The 17,078-nt window shown below is 53.9% G+C and carries 13 protein-coding genes and 1 tRNA gene; 13 read left to right on the top strand and 1 reads right to left on the bottom strand.

The annotated features are described in order from the left end of the window. The 13 genes from SSARUM_RS01175 (at window position 1) to SSARUM_RS01235 (ending at window position 16,185) form a co-directional block, all read left to right on the top strand. A tRNA-Thr gene (locus tag SSARUM_RS01175) sits at window positions 1-76 on the top strand. A 109-nt stretch (window positions 77-185) separates the two neighbouring features. After that, window positions 186-1,370: an elongation factor Tu gene (tuf, locus tag SSARUM_RS01180; protein ID WP_015376315.1), complete on the top strand. Its 1,185-nt coding sequence runs from the start codon at window positions 186-188 to the stop codon at window positions 1,368-1,370. 260 nt (window positions 1,371-1,630) lie between these two features. Beyond that, entirely contained in the window at window positions 1,631-2,014 is a 384-nt protein-coding gene (gene secE / locus SSARUM_RS01185; RefSeq protein WP_004929916.1) for a preprotein translocase subunit SecE, read from the top strand. A gap of 1 nt (window position 2,015) precedes the next feature. After that, window positions 2,016-2,561, top strand: coding sequence for a transcription termination/antitermination protein NusG (gene nusG, locus SSARUM_RS01190; protein ID WP_004929914.1), 546 nt, complete (start codon window positions 2,016-2,018; stop codon window positions 2,559-2,561). 165 nt (window positions 2,562-2,726) lie between these two features. After that, complete coding sequence (gene rplK / locus SSARUM_RS01195) at window positions 2,727-3,155, top strand: 50S ribosomal protein L11 (protein WP_015376316.1); 429 nt, start codon at window positions 2,727-2,729, stop codon at window positions 3,153-3,155. A gap of 3 nt (window positions 3,156-3,158) precedes the next feature. Further along, window positions 3,159-3,863 (top strand): 50S ribosomal protein L1, encoded by a 705-nt coding sequence (gene rplA / locus SSARUM_RS01200; RefSeq protein WP_033636720.1) that lies wholly within the window; start codon window positions 3,159-3,161, stop codon window positions 3,861-3,863. A 338-nt stretch (window positions 3,864-4,201) separates the two neighbouring features. Beyond that, a complete protein-coding gene (gene rplJ, locus SSARUM_RS01205; protein ID WP_004929905.1) occupies window positions 4,202-4,699 on the top strand; it encodes a 50S ribosomal protein L10 in 498 nt (165 codons plus the stop codon). 63 nt (window positions 4,700-4,762) lie between these two features. Continuing rightward, the gene (rplL, locus tag SSARUM_RS01210) at window positions 4,763-5,128 is read left to right on the top strand and encodes a 50S ribosomal protein L7/L12 (RefSeq protein ID WP_004929903.1); all 366 of its coding nucleotides are present in this window, start codon (window positions 4,763-4,765) and stop codon (window positions 5,126-5,128) included. 332 nt (window positions 5,129-5,460) lie between these two features. Beyond that, window positions 5,461-9,489: a DNA-directed RNA polymerase subunit beta gene (gene rpoB, locus SSARUM_RS01215; RefSeq protein ID WP_033636721.1), complete on the top strand. Its 4,029-nt coding sequence runs from the start codon at window positions 5,461-5,463 to the stop codon at window positions 9,487-9,489. Window positions 9,490-9,607: 118 nt separating this feature from the next. Continuing rightward, entirely contained in the window at window positions 9,608-13,831 is a 4,224-nt protein-coding gene (gene rpoC / locus SSARUM_RS01220) for a DNA-directed RNA polymerase subunit beta' (RefSeq protein WP_021505232.1), read from the top strand. A gap of 167 nt (window positions 13,832-13,998) precedes the next feature. Further along, window positions 13,999-14,445 (top strand): GNAT family N-acetyltransferase, encoded by a 447-nt coding sequence (locus SSARUM_RS01225; RefSeq protein WP_033649989.1) that lies wholly within the window; start codon window positions 13,999-14,001, stop codon window positions 14,443-14,445. Next, window positions 14,445-14,909, top strand: a complete 465-nt coding sequence (locus tag SSARUM_RS01230; protein WP_033655328.1) for a putative pterin-binding protein — start codon at window positions 14,445-14,447, stop codon at window positions 14,907-14,909. Before SSARUM_RS01225 ends, SSARUM_RS01230 begins: the two co-directional genes overlap by 1 nt. A gap of 1 nt (window position 14,910) precedes the next feature. Beyond that, window positions 14,911-16,185 carry a sensor histidine kinase gene (locus SSARUM_RS01235; protein ID WP_033636723.1) on the top strand — a complete coding sequence of 425 codons (1,275 nt, stop codon included), beginning with the start codon at window positions 14,911-14,913 and terminating at the stop codon, window positions 16,183-16,185. Here SSARUM_RS01235 and SSARUM_RS01240 read toward each other — a convergent pair. Beyond that, window positions 16,171-16,866, bottom strand: a complete 696-nt coding sequence (locus SSARUM_RS01240) for a helix-turn-helix domain-containing protein (RefSeq protein WP_049212543.1) — start codon at window positions 16,864-16,866, stop codon at window positions 16,171-16,173. The two genes, SSARUM_RS01235 and SSARUM_RS01240, sit on opposite strands and share 15 nt — an antisense overlap. Between the last annotated feature and the right edge of the window lie 212 nt (window positions 16,867-17,078).

Raw genomic sequence — 17,078 nt, forward strand, 5'->3', positions numbered from 1 at the left:
GCTGATATAGCTCAGTTGGTAGAGCGCACCCTTGGTAAGGGTGAGGTCGGCAGTTCGAATCTGCCTATCAGCACCACTTCTTAATTTCTCGCCCCCTGATTTTCTTTCTGTTCTGGATTCAACGAGCAAATGCTTGGTTGATGTGGTGATACCACCGATTTATCCGTGTCTTAGAGGGACAATCGATGTCTAAAGAAAAGTTTGAACGTACAAAACCGCACGTTAACGTCGGTACTATCGGCCACGTTGACCACGGTAAAACTACCCTGACTGCAGCGATCACTACCGTACTGGCTAAAACCTACGGCGGTTCTGCACGTGCTTTCGACCAGATCGATAACGCGCCAGAAGAAAAAGCTCGTGGTATCACCATCAACACCTCTCACGTTGAGTATGACACCCCGACTCGTCACTACGCGCACGTTGACTGCCCAGGGCACGCCGACTACGTGAAAAACATGATCACCGGTGCTGCGCAGATGGACGGCGCGATCCTGGTAGTTGCTGCGACTGATGGCCCAATGCCTCAGACCCGTGAGCACATCCTGCTGGGTCGTCAGGTTGGCGTTCCTTTCATCATCGTATTCATGAACAAATGCGACATGGTTGATGATGAAGAGCTGCTGGAACTGGTAGAAATGGAAGTTCGCGAACTGCTGTCCGCTTACGACTTCCCAGGCGACGACCTGCCAGTAATCCGCGGTTCCGCGCTGAAAGCGCTGGAAGGCGAAGCTGAGTGGGAAGCGAAAATCATCGAACTGGCTGAAGCGCTGGACAGCTACATCCCAGAGCCAGAGCGTGCTATCGACAAGCCGTTCCTGCTGCCAATCGAAGACGTATTCTCCATCTCCGGTCGTGGTACCGTTGTTACCGGTCGTGTTGAGCGCGGTATCATCAAAGTTGGCGAAGAAGTTGAAATCGTTGGTATCAAAGACACCGTTAAGTCTACCTGTACTGGCGTTGAAATGTTCCGCAAACTGCTGGACGAAGGCCGTGCTGGTGAGAACGTAGGTGTTCTGCTGCGTGGTATCAAACGTGAAGAAATCGAACGTGGTCAGGTACTGGCGAAGCCAGGCTCTATCAAGCCACACACCCAGTTCGAATCTGAAGTGTACATCCTGAGCAAAGATGAAGGTGGTCGTCACACTCCATTCTTCAAAGGCTACCGTCCACAGTTCTACTTCCGTACCACTGACGTGACCGGTACCATCGAACTGCCAGAAGGCGTAGAGATGGTAATGCCAGGCGACAACGTGAACATGGTTGTAACCCTGATTCACCCAATCGCGATGGACGACGGTCTGCGTTTCGCAATCCGTGAAGGCGGCCGTACCGTTGGCGCAGGTGTTGTAGCTAAAGTTATCGCTTAATCGCTGATAAAGTTTGACGCGACACGCGGTAAAAGGGCATCATTTGATGCCCTTTTTCTACGCTGTGAACTAGAACCTATCTCATCAGCGATTTTGCAGTCATAATCATTGGTGAGATGGGCTCTTAAACCGTATTGACTGAAATACGTCATGGCGTAAAACACCGGGATAGCGCTGAAGCGGTATCCGATCGGTTTGGTTTGCCTCGCAATGCGAGGCAAAGTTGTTTGTTCTGAATCATCATTGTGACAGGTTGGTTTATGAGTGCGAATACCGAGGCTCAAGGGAGCGGACGCGGCCTGGAAGCGGCAAAGTGGCTGATCGTCGCCGTTCTGTTGGTTGTGGCTATTGTCGGTAACTATTACTACCGTGATTTAAGCCTGCCATTGCGCGCGCTGGCAGTTGTGCTGATCATCGCCGTTGCAGGTGCAGTGGCTCTGATGACCACCAAAGGCAAAGCCACCGTTGCGTTTGCCCGCGAAGCGCGTACCGAAGTACGTAAAGTGATTTGGCCAACTCGTCAGGAAACGCTACACACCACGTTGATCGTTGCCGCGGTAACCGCCGTGATGTCACTGATTCTGTGGGGGCTGGATGGTATTCTGGTCCGTCTGGTGTCGTTTATTACTGGCCTGAGGTTCTAAAATGTCTGAAGCTCCAAAAAAACGTTGGTACGTCGTTCAGGCGTTTTCCGGTTTTGAAGGTCGCGTAGCACAATCGCTGCGTGAACACATCAAACTGCACGATATGGAAGAGTTGTTCGGCGAAGTGATGGTGCCTACGGAAGAAGTGGTTGAAATCCGTGGCGGCCAACGTCGCAAGAGCGAGCGTAAATTCTTCCCTGGCTACGTGCTGGTGCAGATGGTGATGAATGACGCCAGCTGGCACTTGGTGCGCAGCGTACCGCGCGTCATGGGGTTCATCGGCGGTACGTCTGACCGTCCTGCGCCGATCAGCGATAAAGAAGTTGATGCGATCATGAACCGCCTGCAGCAGGTTGGTGACAAGCCGCGTCCGAAAACGCTGTTCGAACCGGGCGAGCTGGTGCGCGTCAACGACGGCCCGTTTGCCGATTTCAACGGCGTGGTCGAGGAAGTCGATTACGAGAAGAGCCGCCTGAAAGTTTCCGTTTCCATCTTTGGCCGTGCAACGCCGGTGGAACTGGACTTCAGCCAGGTTGAGAAAGGCTGATCGAATAATCAGCAACGAGTGGCCCGTAGCCGCTTGTCAAAGGCGCGAAATTGAACTACAATTTCGCGCCTTTTGTTTTTAGATGCCTTGCCTGATGCATGTTGGGCGGGGTGAAACACGGGGAGCCTCTTGCGAGGCGATACTACCCAAACCGAGGAAATTTAAATGGCTAAGAAAGTACAAGCCTACGTCAAGCTGCAAGTTGCAGCTGGTATGGCGAACCCGAGCCCACCAGTGGGTCCAGCTCTGGGTCAGCAGGGCGTTAACATCATGGAATTCTGTAAGGCATTCAACGCTAAGACTGACAGCGTTGAAAAAGGTCTGCCGATTCCGGTTGTTATCACCGTTTATTCTGATCGCTCCTTCACTTTCGTTACCAAAACCCCGCCAGCAGCCGTTCTGCTGAAAAAAGCGGCTGGTATCAAGTCTGGTTCCGGTAAGCCGAACAAAGACAAAGTAGGTAAAGTGACTCGTGCTCAGGTACGTGAAATCGCAGAAACCAAAGCTGCGGACATGACTGGTTCTGACGTTGAAGCGATGACTCGCTCCATCGAAGGTACCGCTCGTTCCATGGGCCTGGTAGTGGAGGATTAAGAGATGGCTAAGCTGACCAAGCGCATGCGCGTGATCCGTGACAAAGTTGATGCTACTAAACAGTATGACATCGCTGAAGCTGTTGCTCTGCTGAAAGAGCTGGCCACCGCTAAATTCGTAGAAAGCGTTGACGTTGCCGTTAACCTCGGCATCGACGCTCGTAAATCTGACCAAAACGTTCGTGGCGCTACCGTTCTGCCACACGGCACCGGTCGTTCCGTTCGCGTTGCCGTATTTGCCCAAGGCGCTAACGCTGAAGCAGCAAAAGCTGCTGGCGCAGAGCTGGTAGGTATGGACGATCTGGCTGACCAGATCAAGAAAGGCGAAATGAACTTCGACGTTGTTATTGCTTCCCCGGATGCAATGCGCGTTGTAGGTCAACTGGGCCAGATCCTGGGTCCACGCGGCCTGATGCCAAACCCGAAAGTGGGTACCGTTACTCCGAACGTTGCTGAAGCAGTGAAAAACGCTAAAGCAGGTCAGGTTCGCTACCGTAACGACAAAAACGGCATCATCCATACCACTATCGGTAAGGTTGATTTCGACGCAGACAAACTGAAAGAAAACCTGGAAGCCCTGCTGGTTGCGCTGAAAAAAGCAAAACCTTCTCAGGCGAAAGGCATGTACATCAAGAAAGTTAGCCTCTCCACCACCATGGGTGCTGGCGTTGCTATCGATCAGAGCGGTCTGTCTGCTGCAGCGAACTAATCGCATTTGCGATTATCGCTTTGACTTGGGGCCAAGATTTGTCTAGAATCTTATGCCCCAAGGTTTTGCTATTGGCTATGCCGTAGGCAAAACAAAGATTTTTCGGTTGGAGCCTGGCCTATCCAGGCCTCCGTCCAAGACCGCAGGTGTATCGCAAGATACTTAATCCTTCCTGCGTAGACGGTGACAGAGCCTAAGAAAATTTTTCTTTTTTATAAAAGAATGTCTTTGCTGGATTCTGCTCACCGTGTTAAGCCGCTCGGCGTGGCGTTTTACAAAGCGCCGAGTGAAGTGAGTTCCGGGGGATTTTCCCCGGCTAATCCAGGAGCAAAAAGCTAATGGCATTAAATCTTCAAGACAAACAAGCGATTGTTGCTGAAGTCAGCGAAGTAGCCAAAGGCGCGCTGTCTGCGGTTGTTGCGGATTCCCGCGGCGTTACCGTAGATAAAATGACTGAACTGCGTAAAGCAGGTCGTGAAGCTGGCGTTTACATGCGTGTTGTTCGCAACACCCTGATGCGTCGCGTAGTTGAAGGCACTCCATTCGAATGCCTGAAAGACACGTTTGTCGGTCCAACCTTGATTGCATTCTCTCACGAACACCCGGGCGCTGCTGCTCGTCTGTTCAAAGAGTTCGCGAAAGCGAATGCAAAATTCGAGGTTAAAGCTGCGGCCTTTGAAGGTGAGCTGATCCCAGCGGCGCAAATCGACCGCCTGGCGACGCTGCCAACTTACGAAGAAGCGATCGCACGCCTGATGGCAACCATGAAAGAAGCCGCTGCCGGCAAACTGGTTCGCACTCTGGCTGCAGTACGCGATCAGAAAGAAGCGGCGTAAGCCATTCTTTCTTAGCCTTTGCTAACGTATTTAAACTATTTCTGAATTTTAGGAACAATTGTTATGTCTATCACTAAAGACCAAATCCTGGAAGCAGTTGCCGCTATGTCCGTAATGGACGTTGTTGAACTGGTTTCCGCTATGGAAGAAAAATTCGGCGTTTCTGCTGCTGCTGCTGTAGCTGTAGCTGCTGGCCCGGCTGAAGCTGCTGAAGAGAAAACTGAATTCGACGTTATCCTGAAAGCTGCTGGCGCTAACAAAGTTGCTGTTATCAAAGCAGTACGTGGCGCTACCGGCCTGGGTCTGAAAGAAGCTAAAGACCTGGTTGAATCTGCTCCAGCCGCTCTGAAAGAAGGCGTGAGCAAAGATGACGCAGAAGCTCTGAAAAAATCTCTGGAAGAAGCTGGCGCTGAAGTTGAAGTTAAATAAGCCAACCTTTCCGGTTGCAGCCTAGTCTTTTAGGCTGATGGCTGGTGACTTTTTAGTCACCAGCCTTTTTGCGCTGTAGGGCGCCAGTAGCGTTTCACACTGTTTGGCTGCTGGTTTCGCCTCCCAATGTTTGTTTCTATTGACGACTTAATATACCGCGGTCTTTGCACTACCAGGAGTTCTGGGGGAAGACGCGATGAAATGGTTTAAGCGTGATAGCAAGAGACATTGCGGAAAGTGTTCCCGCTTTCCGGTCGACAAAACGGTGTTGCATGAACTGTCCCTAATCGGACGGACAGATTGGGTCACTGATCAGCGAGCTGAGGAACCCTATGGTTTACTCCTATACCGAGAAAAAACGTATTCGTAAGGATTTTGGTAAACGTCCACAAGTGCTGGACATACCATATCTCCTTTCTATCCAGCTTGACTCGTTCCAGAAGTTTATCGAGCAAGATCCAGAAGGGCAGTACGGCCTTGAAGCCGCATTCCGTTCTGTTTTCCCTATCCAGAGCTACAGTGGCAATTCGGAGCTGCAATACGTTAGCTACCGTCTTGGTGAGCCGGTCTTCGACGTCAAAGAGTGCCAGATCCGTGGTGTGACGTTCTCTGCACCGCTGCGCGTAAAACTGCGCCTGGTTATCTATGAGCGCGAAGCGCCTGAAGGTACGGTCAAAGACATCAAGGAACAAGAAGTCTACATGGGCGAAATTCCGCTCATGACCGAAAACGGCACCTTTGTGATCAACGGTACTGAGAGGGTTATCGTATCTCAGTTGCACCGTAGTCCTGGCGTATTCTTCGACAGCGATAAGGGTAAAACCCACTCCTCGGGTAAAGTGCTGTACAACGCACGCATCATCCCTTACCGCGGTTCATGGTTGGACTTCGAGTTCGATCCGAAGGACAACCTGTTCGTGCGTATTGACCGTCGCCGCAAACTGCCTGCGACCATCATTCTGCGCGCGCTGAACTACACCACTGAACAGATCCTCGACCTGTTCTTTGACAAGATCGTCTTCGAAATCCGTGACAACAAGCTGCAGATGGAGCTGGTGCCAGAGCGCCTGCGTGGTGAGACCGCTTCGTTCGACATCGAAGCCAACGGCAAGATCTACGTAGAGAAAGGCCGTCGCATCACCGCTCGTCATATCCGTCAGCTGGAAAAAGACGACATTCAGAGCATTGAAGTACCGGTAGAGTACATCGCGGGCAAAGTGGTCGCGAAAGACTATATCGATACCAATACCGGCGAACTGATCTGCGCAGCCAACATGGAGCTGTCGCTGGATCTGCTGGCCAAGTTGAGCCAGTCCGGCCACAAGCGCATCGAAACGCTGTTCACCAACGATCTGGATCACGGCGCGTACATCTCTGAAACGCTGCGCGTCGATCCGACCACCGATCGTCTGAGCTCGTTGGTAGAAATCTACCGCATGATGCGCCCTGGTGAGCCGCCAACGCGCGAAGCTGCCGAAAGCCTGTTCGAGAACCTGTTCTTCTCCGAAGACCGCTACGATCTGTCCGCGGTTGGCCGTATGAAGTTCAACCGTTCTCTGCTGCGCGACGAGATCGAAGGTTCGGGCATCCTGAGCAAAGACGACATCATCGAAGTGATGAAGAAGCTCATCGATATCCGTAACGGCAAGGGCGAAGTGGACGATATCGACCACTTGGGCAACCGTCGTATCCGTTCCGTCGGCGAAATGGCCGAGAACCAGTTCCGCGTAGGTCTGGTGCGTGTTGAGCGTGCGGTGAAGGAGCGTCTGTCTCTGGGCGATCTGGATACCCTGATGCCTCAGGACATGATCAACGCCAAGCCGATTTCGGCGGCGGTGAAAGAGTTCTTCGGCTCCAGCCAGCTGTCCCAGTTCATGGACCAGAACAACCCGCTGTCCGAGATCACGCACAAGCGCCGTATCTCCGCACTGGGCCCGGGCGGTCTGACCCGTGAGCGCGCCGGCTTTGAAGTTCGAGACGTACACCCGACCCACTACGGCCGCGTGTGCCCAATCGAAACGCCGGAAGGTCCAAACATCGGTCTGATCAACTCCCTGTCCGTGTACGCACAGACTAACGAGTATGGCTTCCTGGAAACCCCGTACCGCCGCGTGCGTGACGGCGTGGTGACCGATGAAATCAACTACCTGTCTGCTATTGAAGAAGGCAACTTCGTTATCGCCCAGGCGAACTCCAACCTGGATGAAGAAGGCCGCTTCGTAGAAGACCTGGTCACCTGCCGCAGCAAAGGCGAATCAAGCCTGTTCAGCCGCGACCAGGTTGACTACATGGACGTATCCACCCAGCAGGTTGTTTCCGTTGGTGCTTCACTGATTCCATTCCTGGAACACGATGACGCCAACCGTGCATTGATGGGTGCGAACATGCAACGTCAGGCCGTACCGACCCTGCGCGCTGACAAGCCGCTGGTCGGTACCGGTATGGAACGCGCCGTAGCGGTTGACTCCGGCGTAACCGCCGTTGCCAAACGCGGCGGTGTGATCCAGTACGTGGATGCTTCCCGTATCGTTATCAAAGTTAACGAAGACGAGATGTACCCGGGCGAAGCAGGTATCGATATTTACAACCTGACCAAGTACACCCGTTCTAACCAGAACACCTGCATCAACCAGATGCCGTGTGTGAATCTGGGTGAGCCAATCGAGCGCGGCGACGTGCTGGCGGATGGCCCATCGACAGACCTGGGCGAACTGGCACTGGGCCAGAACATGCGCGTAGCGTTCATGCCTTGGAACGGCTACAACTTCGAAGACTCCATCTTGGTCTCCGAGCGCGTGGTGCAGGAAGATCGCTTCACCACCATCCACATCCAGGAACTGGCGTGCGTGTCTCGCGACACCAAGCTGGGGCCTGAAGAGATCACTGCCGACATCCCTAACGTGGGTGAAGCTGCGCTCTCCAAGCTGGATGAATCCGGTATCGTGTATATCGGTGCTGAAGTGACCGGCGGTGACATTCTGGTCGGTAAGGTAACGCCTAAAGGCGAAACCCAGCTGACGCCGGAAGAGAAACTGCTGCGTGCGATCTTCGGTGAGAAAGCGTCTGACGTTAAAGACTCTTCTCTGCGTGTACCGAACGGCGTTTCCGGTACGGTTATCGACGTGCAGGTCTTCACCCGCGATGGCGTGGAAAAAGACAAGCGCGCGTTGGAAATCGAAGAGATGCAGCTGAAGCAGGCGAAGAAAGACCTGACTGAAGAACTGCAGATCCTGGAAGCCGGCCTGTTTGCGCGTATCCACGCGGTGCTGGTTGCCGGTGGCATCGAAGCCGACAAGCTGAGCAAGCTGCCGCGCGATCGCTGGCTGGAACTGGGCCTGACCGACGAAGAGAAGCAAAACCAGCTGGAGCAGCTGGCTGAGCAGTACGACGAACTGAAATCTGACTTCGAGAAGAAGCTGGAAGCCAAGCGTCGTAAGATCACTCAGGGCGACGATCTGGCGCCGGGCGTGCTGAAAATCGTCAAGGTTTATCTGGCCGTTAAACGTCAGATCCAACCGGGTGACAAGATGGCGGGCCGCCACGGTAACAAGGGTGTTATCTCCAAGATCAACCCGATCGAAGATATGCCTTACGATGAAAACGGCACGCCGGTAGACATCGTACTGAACCCGCTGGGCGTACCATCACGTATGAACATCGGTCAGATCCTGGAAACCCACCTGGGTATGGCTGCGAAAGGCATCGGTGAGAAGATCAACCAGATGCTGAAGCAGCAGCAGGAAGTGGCCAAGCTGCGTGAGTTCATCCAGAAGGCCTACGATCTGGGCGACGACGTTTGCCAGAAAGTTGACCTGAACACCTTCAGCGACGACGAAGTGCTGCGTCTGGCAGAGAACCTGAAAAAAGGTATGCCGATCGCAACGCCGGTGTTTGACGGTGCGAAAGAGACTGAAATCAAGCAACTGCTGGAAATGGGCGGTATCCCGACTTCCGGTCAGATCACGCTGTTCGATGGCCGTACCGGTGAGCAATTCGAGCGCCAGGTTACTGTCGGCTATATGTACATGCTGAAACTGAACCACTTGGTTGACGATAAAATGCACGCCCGTTCAACCGGTTCTTACAGCTTGGTGACTCAGCAACCTCTGGGTGGTAAAGCGCAGTTCGGTGGTCAACGCTTCGGTGAGATGGAAGTGTGGGCACTGGAAGCATACGGCGCGGCTTATACCCTGCAGGAAATGCTCACCGTTAAGTCGGATGACGTTAACGGCCGTACCAAGATGTACAAAAACATCGTGGATGGCGACCACCGGATGGAGCCAGGCATGCCGGAATCCTTCAACGTACTGTTGAAAGAAATCCGCTCGCTCGGCATCAACATCGAACTGGAAGACGAGTAATCGTCATGCCGGCTCAGGCTCCCCGCCTAAGGGAGCCTGAGGGTGGTTGTTCAGGTCACACGGGTATCTACTGCGGTTGTGGGTACCCAACAGGTTTAACTCCGACAGGAGCCAATCCGTGAAAGACTTATTGAAGTTTCTGAAAGCGCAAACTAAGACCGAAGAGTTTGATGCGATCAAGATTGCTCTGGCCTCGCCAGACATGATCCGTTCGTGGTCGTTCGGTGAAGTTAAGAAGCCGGAAACCATTAACTACCGTACGTTCAAACCAGAGCGTGACGGCCTTTTCTGCGCCCGTATCTTCGGGCCGGTAAAAGATTACGAGTGCCTGTGCGGTAAGTACAAGCGCTTGAAACACCGCGGCGTGATCTGTGAGAAGTGCGGCGTTGAAGTGACCCAGACCAAAGTGCGTCGTGAGCGCATGGGCCACATCGAGCTGGCTTCGCCGACTGCGCACATCTGGTTCCTGAAATCGCTGCCATCCCGCATCGGTTTGCTGCTGGATATGCCGCTGCGTGACATCGAACGCGTACTGTACTTCGAATCCTATGTGGTGGTCGAAGGCGGTATGACCAACCTCGAGCGTCGTCAGATCCTGACCGAAGAGCAGTATCTGGACGCGCTGGAAGAGTTTGGTGACGAATTCGACGCCAAGATGGGTGCGGAAGCTATTCAGGCCCTGTTGAAAAACATGGATCTGGAAGCCGAGTGCGAGCAGCTGCGTGAAGAGCTGAACGAAACCAACTCCGAAACCAAGCGCAAGAAGCTGACCAAGCGTATCAAGCTGCTGGAAGCGTTCGTGCAGTCCGGTAACAAACCGGAGTGGATGATCCTGACCGTGCTGCCGGTACTGCCGCCGGATCTGCGTCCTCTGGTTCCGCTGGATGGCGGTCGTTTCGCGACCTCGGATCTGAACGATCTGTATCGCCGCGTGATCAACCGTAACAACCGTCTGAAACGCCTGCTGGATCTGGCTGCGCCGGACATCATCGTGCGCAACGAAAAGCGTATGCTGCAAGAAGCGGTAGACGCCCTGCTGGATAACGGCCGTCGCGGTCGTGCCATCACCGGTTCCAACAAACGTCCTCTGAAATCTTTGGCCGACATGATCAAAGGTAAGCAGGGTCGTTTCCGTCAGAACCTGCTCGGTAAACGCGTTGACTACTCCGGCCGTTCCGTAATCACCGTAGGTCCATACCTGCGCCTGCATCAGTGCGGTCTGCCTAAAAAGATGGCGCTGGAGCTGTTCAAACCGTTCATCTACGGCAAGTTGGAGCTGCGTGGCCTGGCCACCACCATCAAAGCCGCCAAGAAAATGGTTGAGCGTGAAGAAGCCGTCGTTTGGGATATCCTGGACGAAGTGATCCGCGAACACCCGGTACTGCTGAACCGTGCACCAACCCTGCACCGTTTGGGTATCCAGGCGTTTGAACCGGTTCTGATCGAAGGTAAAGCGATCCAGCTGCACCCGCTGGTTTGTGCGGCCTATAACGCCGACTTCGATGGTGACCAGATGGCCGTTCACGTACCGCTGACGCTGGAAGCCCAGCTGGAAGCGCGTGCGCTGATGATGTCCACCAACAACATCCTGTCCCCTGCGAACGGCGAGCCAATCATCGTTCCTTCTCAGGACGTTGTACTGGGTCTGTACTACATGACCCGCGACTGTGTTAACGCCAAGGGCGAAGGCATGGTGCTGAACGGTTCCAAAGAAGCTGAGCGTGTTTACCGCGCCGGCCTGGCGTCTCTGCATGCGCGCGTTAAAGTGCGTATCACCGAAGACGTCAAAAACGCCGAAGGCGAATGGACTTCTCAGACCAGCATCATCGACACCACCATCGGCCGCGCCATCCTGTGGATGATCGTACCGAAAGGTCTGCCGTACGCGATCGTTAACCAGCCTTTGGGCAAGAAAGCGATCTCCAAGATGCTGAACACCTGTTACCGCATCCTGGGCCTGAAGCCGACCGTTATCTTTGCTGACCAGATCATGTACACCGGTTTTGCTTACGCAGCCCGTTCCGGCGCTTCCGTAGGTATCGACGACATGGTTATCCCGGCCAAGAAAGCGGAGATCATCGAAGAAGCGGAAACCGAAGTTGCCGAGATCCAGGAGCAGTTCCAGTCTGGTCTGGTTACCGCCGGCGAACGCTACAACAAAGTGATCGATATCTGGGCTGCAGCGAACGAACGCGTTGCGAAAGCGATGATGGAAAACCTGTCGGTAGAAGACGTGGTTAACCGTGACGGCGAAGTGGAACAGCAAGTTTCCTTCAACAGCATCTTTATGATGGCCGACTCCGGTGCGCGTGGTTCCGCCGCTCAGATTCGTCAGCTGGCCGGTATGCGTGGTCTGATGGCGAAGCCGGACGGCTCCATCATCGAAACGCCAATCACCGCGAACTTCCGTGAAGGTCTGAACGTACTCCAGTACTTCATCTCCACCCACGGTGCTCGTAAAGGTCTGGCGGATACCGCACTGAAAACCGCGAACTCCGGTTATCTGACCCGTCGTCTGGTTGACGTGGCGCAGGATCTGGTTGTGACCGAAGACGACTGTGGCACCCACGACGGCATCCTGATGACTCCGGTTATCGAAGGTGGCGACGTGAAAGAGCCGCTGCGTGAACGCGTTCTGGGCCGTGTGACGGCAGAAGACGTCCTCAAGCCGGGTACGGCGGACATTCTGGTGCCACGCAACACCCTGCTGAACGAGAAGGCGTGTGACCTGTTGGAAGAGAACTCTGTCGACAGCGTTAAAGTCCGTTCCGTGGTGAGCTGTGAAACCGACTTTGGTGTGTGCGCAAACTGCTACGGTCGCGACCTGGCACGTGGCCACATCATCAACAAAGGTGAAGCCATCGGCGTTATCGCGGCACAGTCCATCGGTGAGCCGGGTACACAGCTGACGATGCGTACGTTCCACATCGGTGGTGCGGCATCTCGTGCGGCTGCTGAATCCAGCATCCAGGTGAAAAACAAGGGTAGCATCAAGCTGAGCAACGCGAAGTTCGTTATGAACGCTGCGGGCAAGCTGGTGATCACCTCGCGTAACACCGAACTGAAACTGATCGACGAATTCGGCCGTACCAAAGAAAGCTACAAGGTGCCTTACGGTGCCGTGATGGGCAAAGGCGACGGTGAAGAAGTTAACGGCGGCGAAACCGTCGCTAACTGGGATCCGCACACCATGCCGGTCATCAGTGAAGTCAGCGGCTTCATTCGCTTCGCGGACATGGTCGACGGCCAGACCATTACTCGCCAGACCGACGAACTGACCGGTTTGTCCTCTCTGGTAGTTCTGGACAGCGCAGAGCGTACCGGTAGCGGTAAAGACCTGCGTCCGGCACTGAAAATCGTTGACGCTCAGGGCGAAGACGTATTGATCCCAGGCACCGATATGCCTGCTCAATACTTCCTCCCGGGCAAAGCGATCGTTCAGCTGGAAGACGGCATTCAGATCGGTGCGGGTGATACCCTGGCGCGTATTCCTCAGGAATCCGGCGGTACCAAGGATATTACCGGTGGTCTGCCGCGCGTTGCCGACCTGTTCGAAGCACGTCGTCCGAAAGAGCCGGCAATCCTGGCTGAAATCAGCGGGATTATCTCGTTCGGTAAAGAGACCAAAGGCAAACGTCGCCTGGTGATCTCTCCGCTGGACGGCAGCGACGCTTACGAAGAGATGATTCCGAAATGGCGTCAGCTTAACGTGTTCGAAGGCGAAGTGGTGGAACGTGGCGACGTCGTATCCGACGGCCCAGAGTCTCCGCACGACATTCTGCGTCTGCGTGGCGTGCATGCGGTTACCCGCTACATCACCAACGAAGTGCAGGAAGTTTACCGTCTGCAAGGCGTTAAGATTAACGATAAGCACATCGAAGTTATCGTTCGTCAGATGCTGCGTAAAGGCACTATCGTTAGCGCTGGTGGCTCCGAGTTCCTGGAAGGCGAGCAGGCTGAAGTGTCTCGCGTCAAGATTGCCAACCGTCAGCTGGAAGCTGAAGGTAAGATCCCGGCAACCTTCTCGCGCGATCTGCTGGGTATCACCAAGGCTTCCTTGGCGACCGAGTCCTTCATCTCCGCTGCATCGTTCCAGGAAACGACGCGCGTTCTGACCGAAGCTGCCGTAGCCGGCAAGCGTGATGAACTGCGTGGCCTGAAAGAGAACGTCATCGTGGGCCGTCTGATCCCAGCCGGTACCGGTTACGCTTATCATCAGGATCGCATGCGTCGCCGTGCTCAGGGTGAAGCGCCGGTTGTTCCGCAAGTCAGCGCGGAAGAAGCGACGGCTAACCTGGCCGAGCTGCTCAACGCAGGCCTGGGCGGCAGCGACGACGAGTAATCGTCATCCGCGCCGCGGGCCCGGCATGCCGGGCCCATCGCCAGATAAACCGCCCCCTCGGGGGCGGTTTTTTTTCGCCTCATGCCGGGGCCGAGCAAACTTTGCTACTATGGTTACAGCAGAAATTGACCGGCGCTTTTTACCTGACAACCAAGGACAGTGCGAACATGGACAGCCTCATTACCTTCGAAAAATTGACGGCGCAACACCTGCCTTACCTGTATGAGATCCGCTTTTCCGTTGAGGAAAACCTGCTGCATCCGCATCAGATCCAGTATCTGCAGCGCAAACAGGCGCTGGAGGACATCAACCAGGGCGGCGGCTGGATCTGCAAGCATGGCGACGACTATGCCGGCGTTGGCTTCGGGCTATTCATCCCTGAACCGCTGATCGGCGGCCTGTTCGTGAAGCCGGAATACCAGTCGAAGGGGATCGGCTCCGCCTTGCTGGCACGGATCACTCACTGGATGTTTGAACACGGCGCCGAAGCGATCCACTTAACCACCGATCCCGGCTCCAAAGCCGAAGGCTTTTATCAACATCACGGCTGGGCCGTGGTCGGGCAGGATGAATTCGGCCAGGTCGAACTGGTGAAACGCCAAGAGGGTGACTGATGAAAATCAACGGATTGATGACGTTACTGCTGCTTTCGCTGTTCAGCGCGCCGCTGTATGCGGCCGTTGACTACTTTTACCTGAAGCCGCTCGACGGCGAGAAGATCAAGATAACCCGGCAGATGCTGGAGGCGATGCCGTCGCACACGATTAAAACCTCGACCAATTTCACCCCGGAAGATACGTTCACCGGCGTTGAGCTTGCGGAGCTGGTGAAAGCCTATCATCTGAAAGGCCAGTCGGTGCGCGCTTTCGCCTGGGATGATTACTCCTATTCGATGCCGATTGACGAGATGACTAAATACCGCGTGATCGTCGCCTATCAGCGCGGCGGCAAGCCGATCGACGTGGGGGAACTGGGGCCGTTCGCCATTATTTATCCGCGCGATAGCTACGCCGAGCTGAATAACCTGGATGTGAACGCGAAAACCGTCTGGCAAGTTAAACGGTTGGAGCTGAAATAAGATGAGCAAAAAACTGATCGGTACTCTTATCGCGTTGGTTGCCATCTTCTCCTTATTGATTTTGTTGATTGCCATTAACTTCGGCGGCGTAAAAGAACGCTATAAGCAGATCGAGCCCAATCTGGACAACTACTCGGTGGCCGAGATCCTCTTTCTGGCGTTTGAAAGAACCAAAACCGCGCTGCTGCTCAGTGAAAACAACGACTACGACGCCTTCCAGATCAAAAAGAAAATCTTCTACTCGAAGATTCAGATCCTGGAGAGCCGTTCTACCTTCAGCGACTCTTTTTATTACGACGACGAGTTCATCAAGAATGTTGCGCTGCTGAAGCAGCAGTACCGCACGTTGGACGATCTCTCCGCCGGCTTGCTGGTGGGGCAGAAAAACAAGGCGGACATTCTCTCTTATATGGATGATATCGAGGGCACGCTGGTCGATATCCAGGAAATTATTTATCGGATACAGATTAAAAACTTTACCGAAGTGAAAGGCATCATCCAGGAGAATTCGAGTAAAGCCGAGATGTTCGCCCTCTTTTCGTTGATTTTGGTGTTTCTGATGATGTTCCTGGTGCTGAGAAATGCCTTCTCGTTAAAAGAGATCATCAAGAACAAGAACATCTTTATCTCTTCCATCTACCACGAGATCGCCGGCTCGACTCAGGCCATCGTCATTGCCGCGGATATCATGGAGCACGAGCTGGCGCAGGAAGAGTTGAAAAAAGAAGCCCGCCTGATCTCCTATCACGGCAATAAGATCGCCGAACAAACGCGCGAGGTGATGGATTATTCGCGGCTTGAGATGGGGGAAGTCAAAATCAATATTTCCACCTTCCGGCTGAATGAGGTGGTGGACGATGCCGTAACCGGCATCGGCGCCGGGCGCGGCAATCGTCTCGTGATTCACCGTTCGTCTTATGCCGGCCTGATTGGTTCTGATAAATACAAGCTCTACCGAATATTGGCCAACCTGCTCAGCAACGCGGACAAATTTACCCACCGCGGCGCGATAACCCTTAACGTGAAGGTATGTCACGGCAATCTGTATTTGCGGGTAAAAGACACCGGCATCGGGTTTAACGTCAAAAATCTGGATCGGTTGTATAAGGCGTTCAATCAGGGGGTGGAAAGGGAAACGCGGCAGGGGTTGGGGCTGGGGCTGACCATTATCAAAAATTACGTCACGACGATGAAAGGTACCATTAAAGCCAAATCCGTCGAAGGAGTGGGCTCATCGTTTTTGATCCGCATCCCGGTCAAACTAATTAAAGAATAGGTTCGACAGCAGCAGCGAGGAGATAATCAGCGGCTTGGTCGGTTTTTCCACCAGATGTACGTCATAGTGCAGGATCATATCGCCGATGTTTTTCTCGTAGTGATTCAGCTGGCCGGTCAGAATGATGATGCGGGCGTGCGGATCGAGGGCGTCTTTAATTTTCTTCACAACGCGTTCGGAGGTCTCGCCGAAATCCAACAGCCAGTCCAGAATAAACGCCTCAAAGGACTGCTGTTCCAGCGCGGCCAGCATGGCGTCCGCCGTCTGAAAGGTCTCAGTCTCGATGCCGTATCGGCTGGCGATCTTCTTCAACAGTTCGAGAATATCCCCATCATTGTCCAGGATCGCGATACGCGGGGCCGGCAGAAAGTCTATCTTGTTGACTTTGTACAGCGGAGCCTCGGCGGCATGTTCCCGATTGGTGTTGATGATGAAAAGATCGTCTTTTTTGCAGGCGTAGGTTTCGTCGTTGTCCGCTTGCGTGACCGGGCGCTCGTCAACCTCAATATTGCAGCGCTTGTGAATGCTGTTCATGATAAAGACGGCGTTATGCGTCCTTTGGCCGGCAAACGGCTCGTTGAAGTACTGAAATACCTTTTTGACTTCATCGAGGGTGATGCCTCTTTTGCCATCCAGCTTCTGTTTGGCGCTGTTGTACTGAAGGTTCAGTATGTTGGCCATCGTGGAGGCATGCTTTCTGTCGCCAACTCCTTTCAGAGTGAGCAACGCGCTGATTGCATCGATGTAATTTGGCGTTTTCTTCATGACAACCTTGGCTTTTTTTGATGTTGACCGCGAGCGCTGAAAAACCTGCGCGAGGACCCGTGCTGGATTATAGATGATGACTGGGGGTTGCAGCGATATCAGTTTGATTTTGCTTGTCAAACTCAAAA

The sequence above is a fragment of the Serratia sarumanii genome (assembly GCF_029962605.1).
GTDB lineage: Bacteria > Pseudomonadota > Gammaproteobacteria > Enterobacterales > Enterobacteriaceae > Serratia > Serratia sarumanii.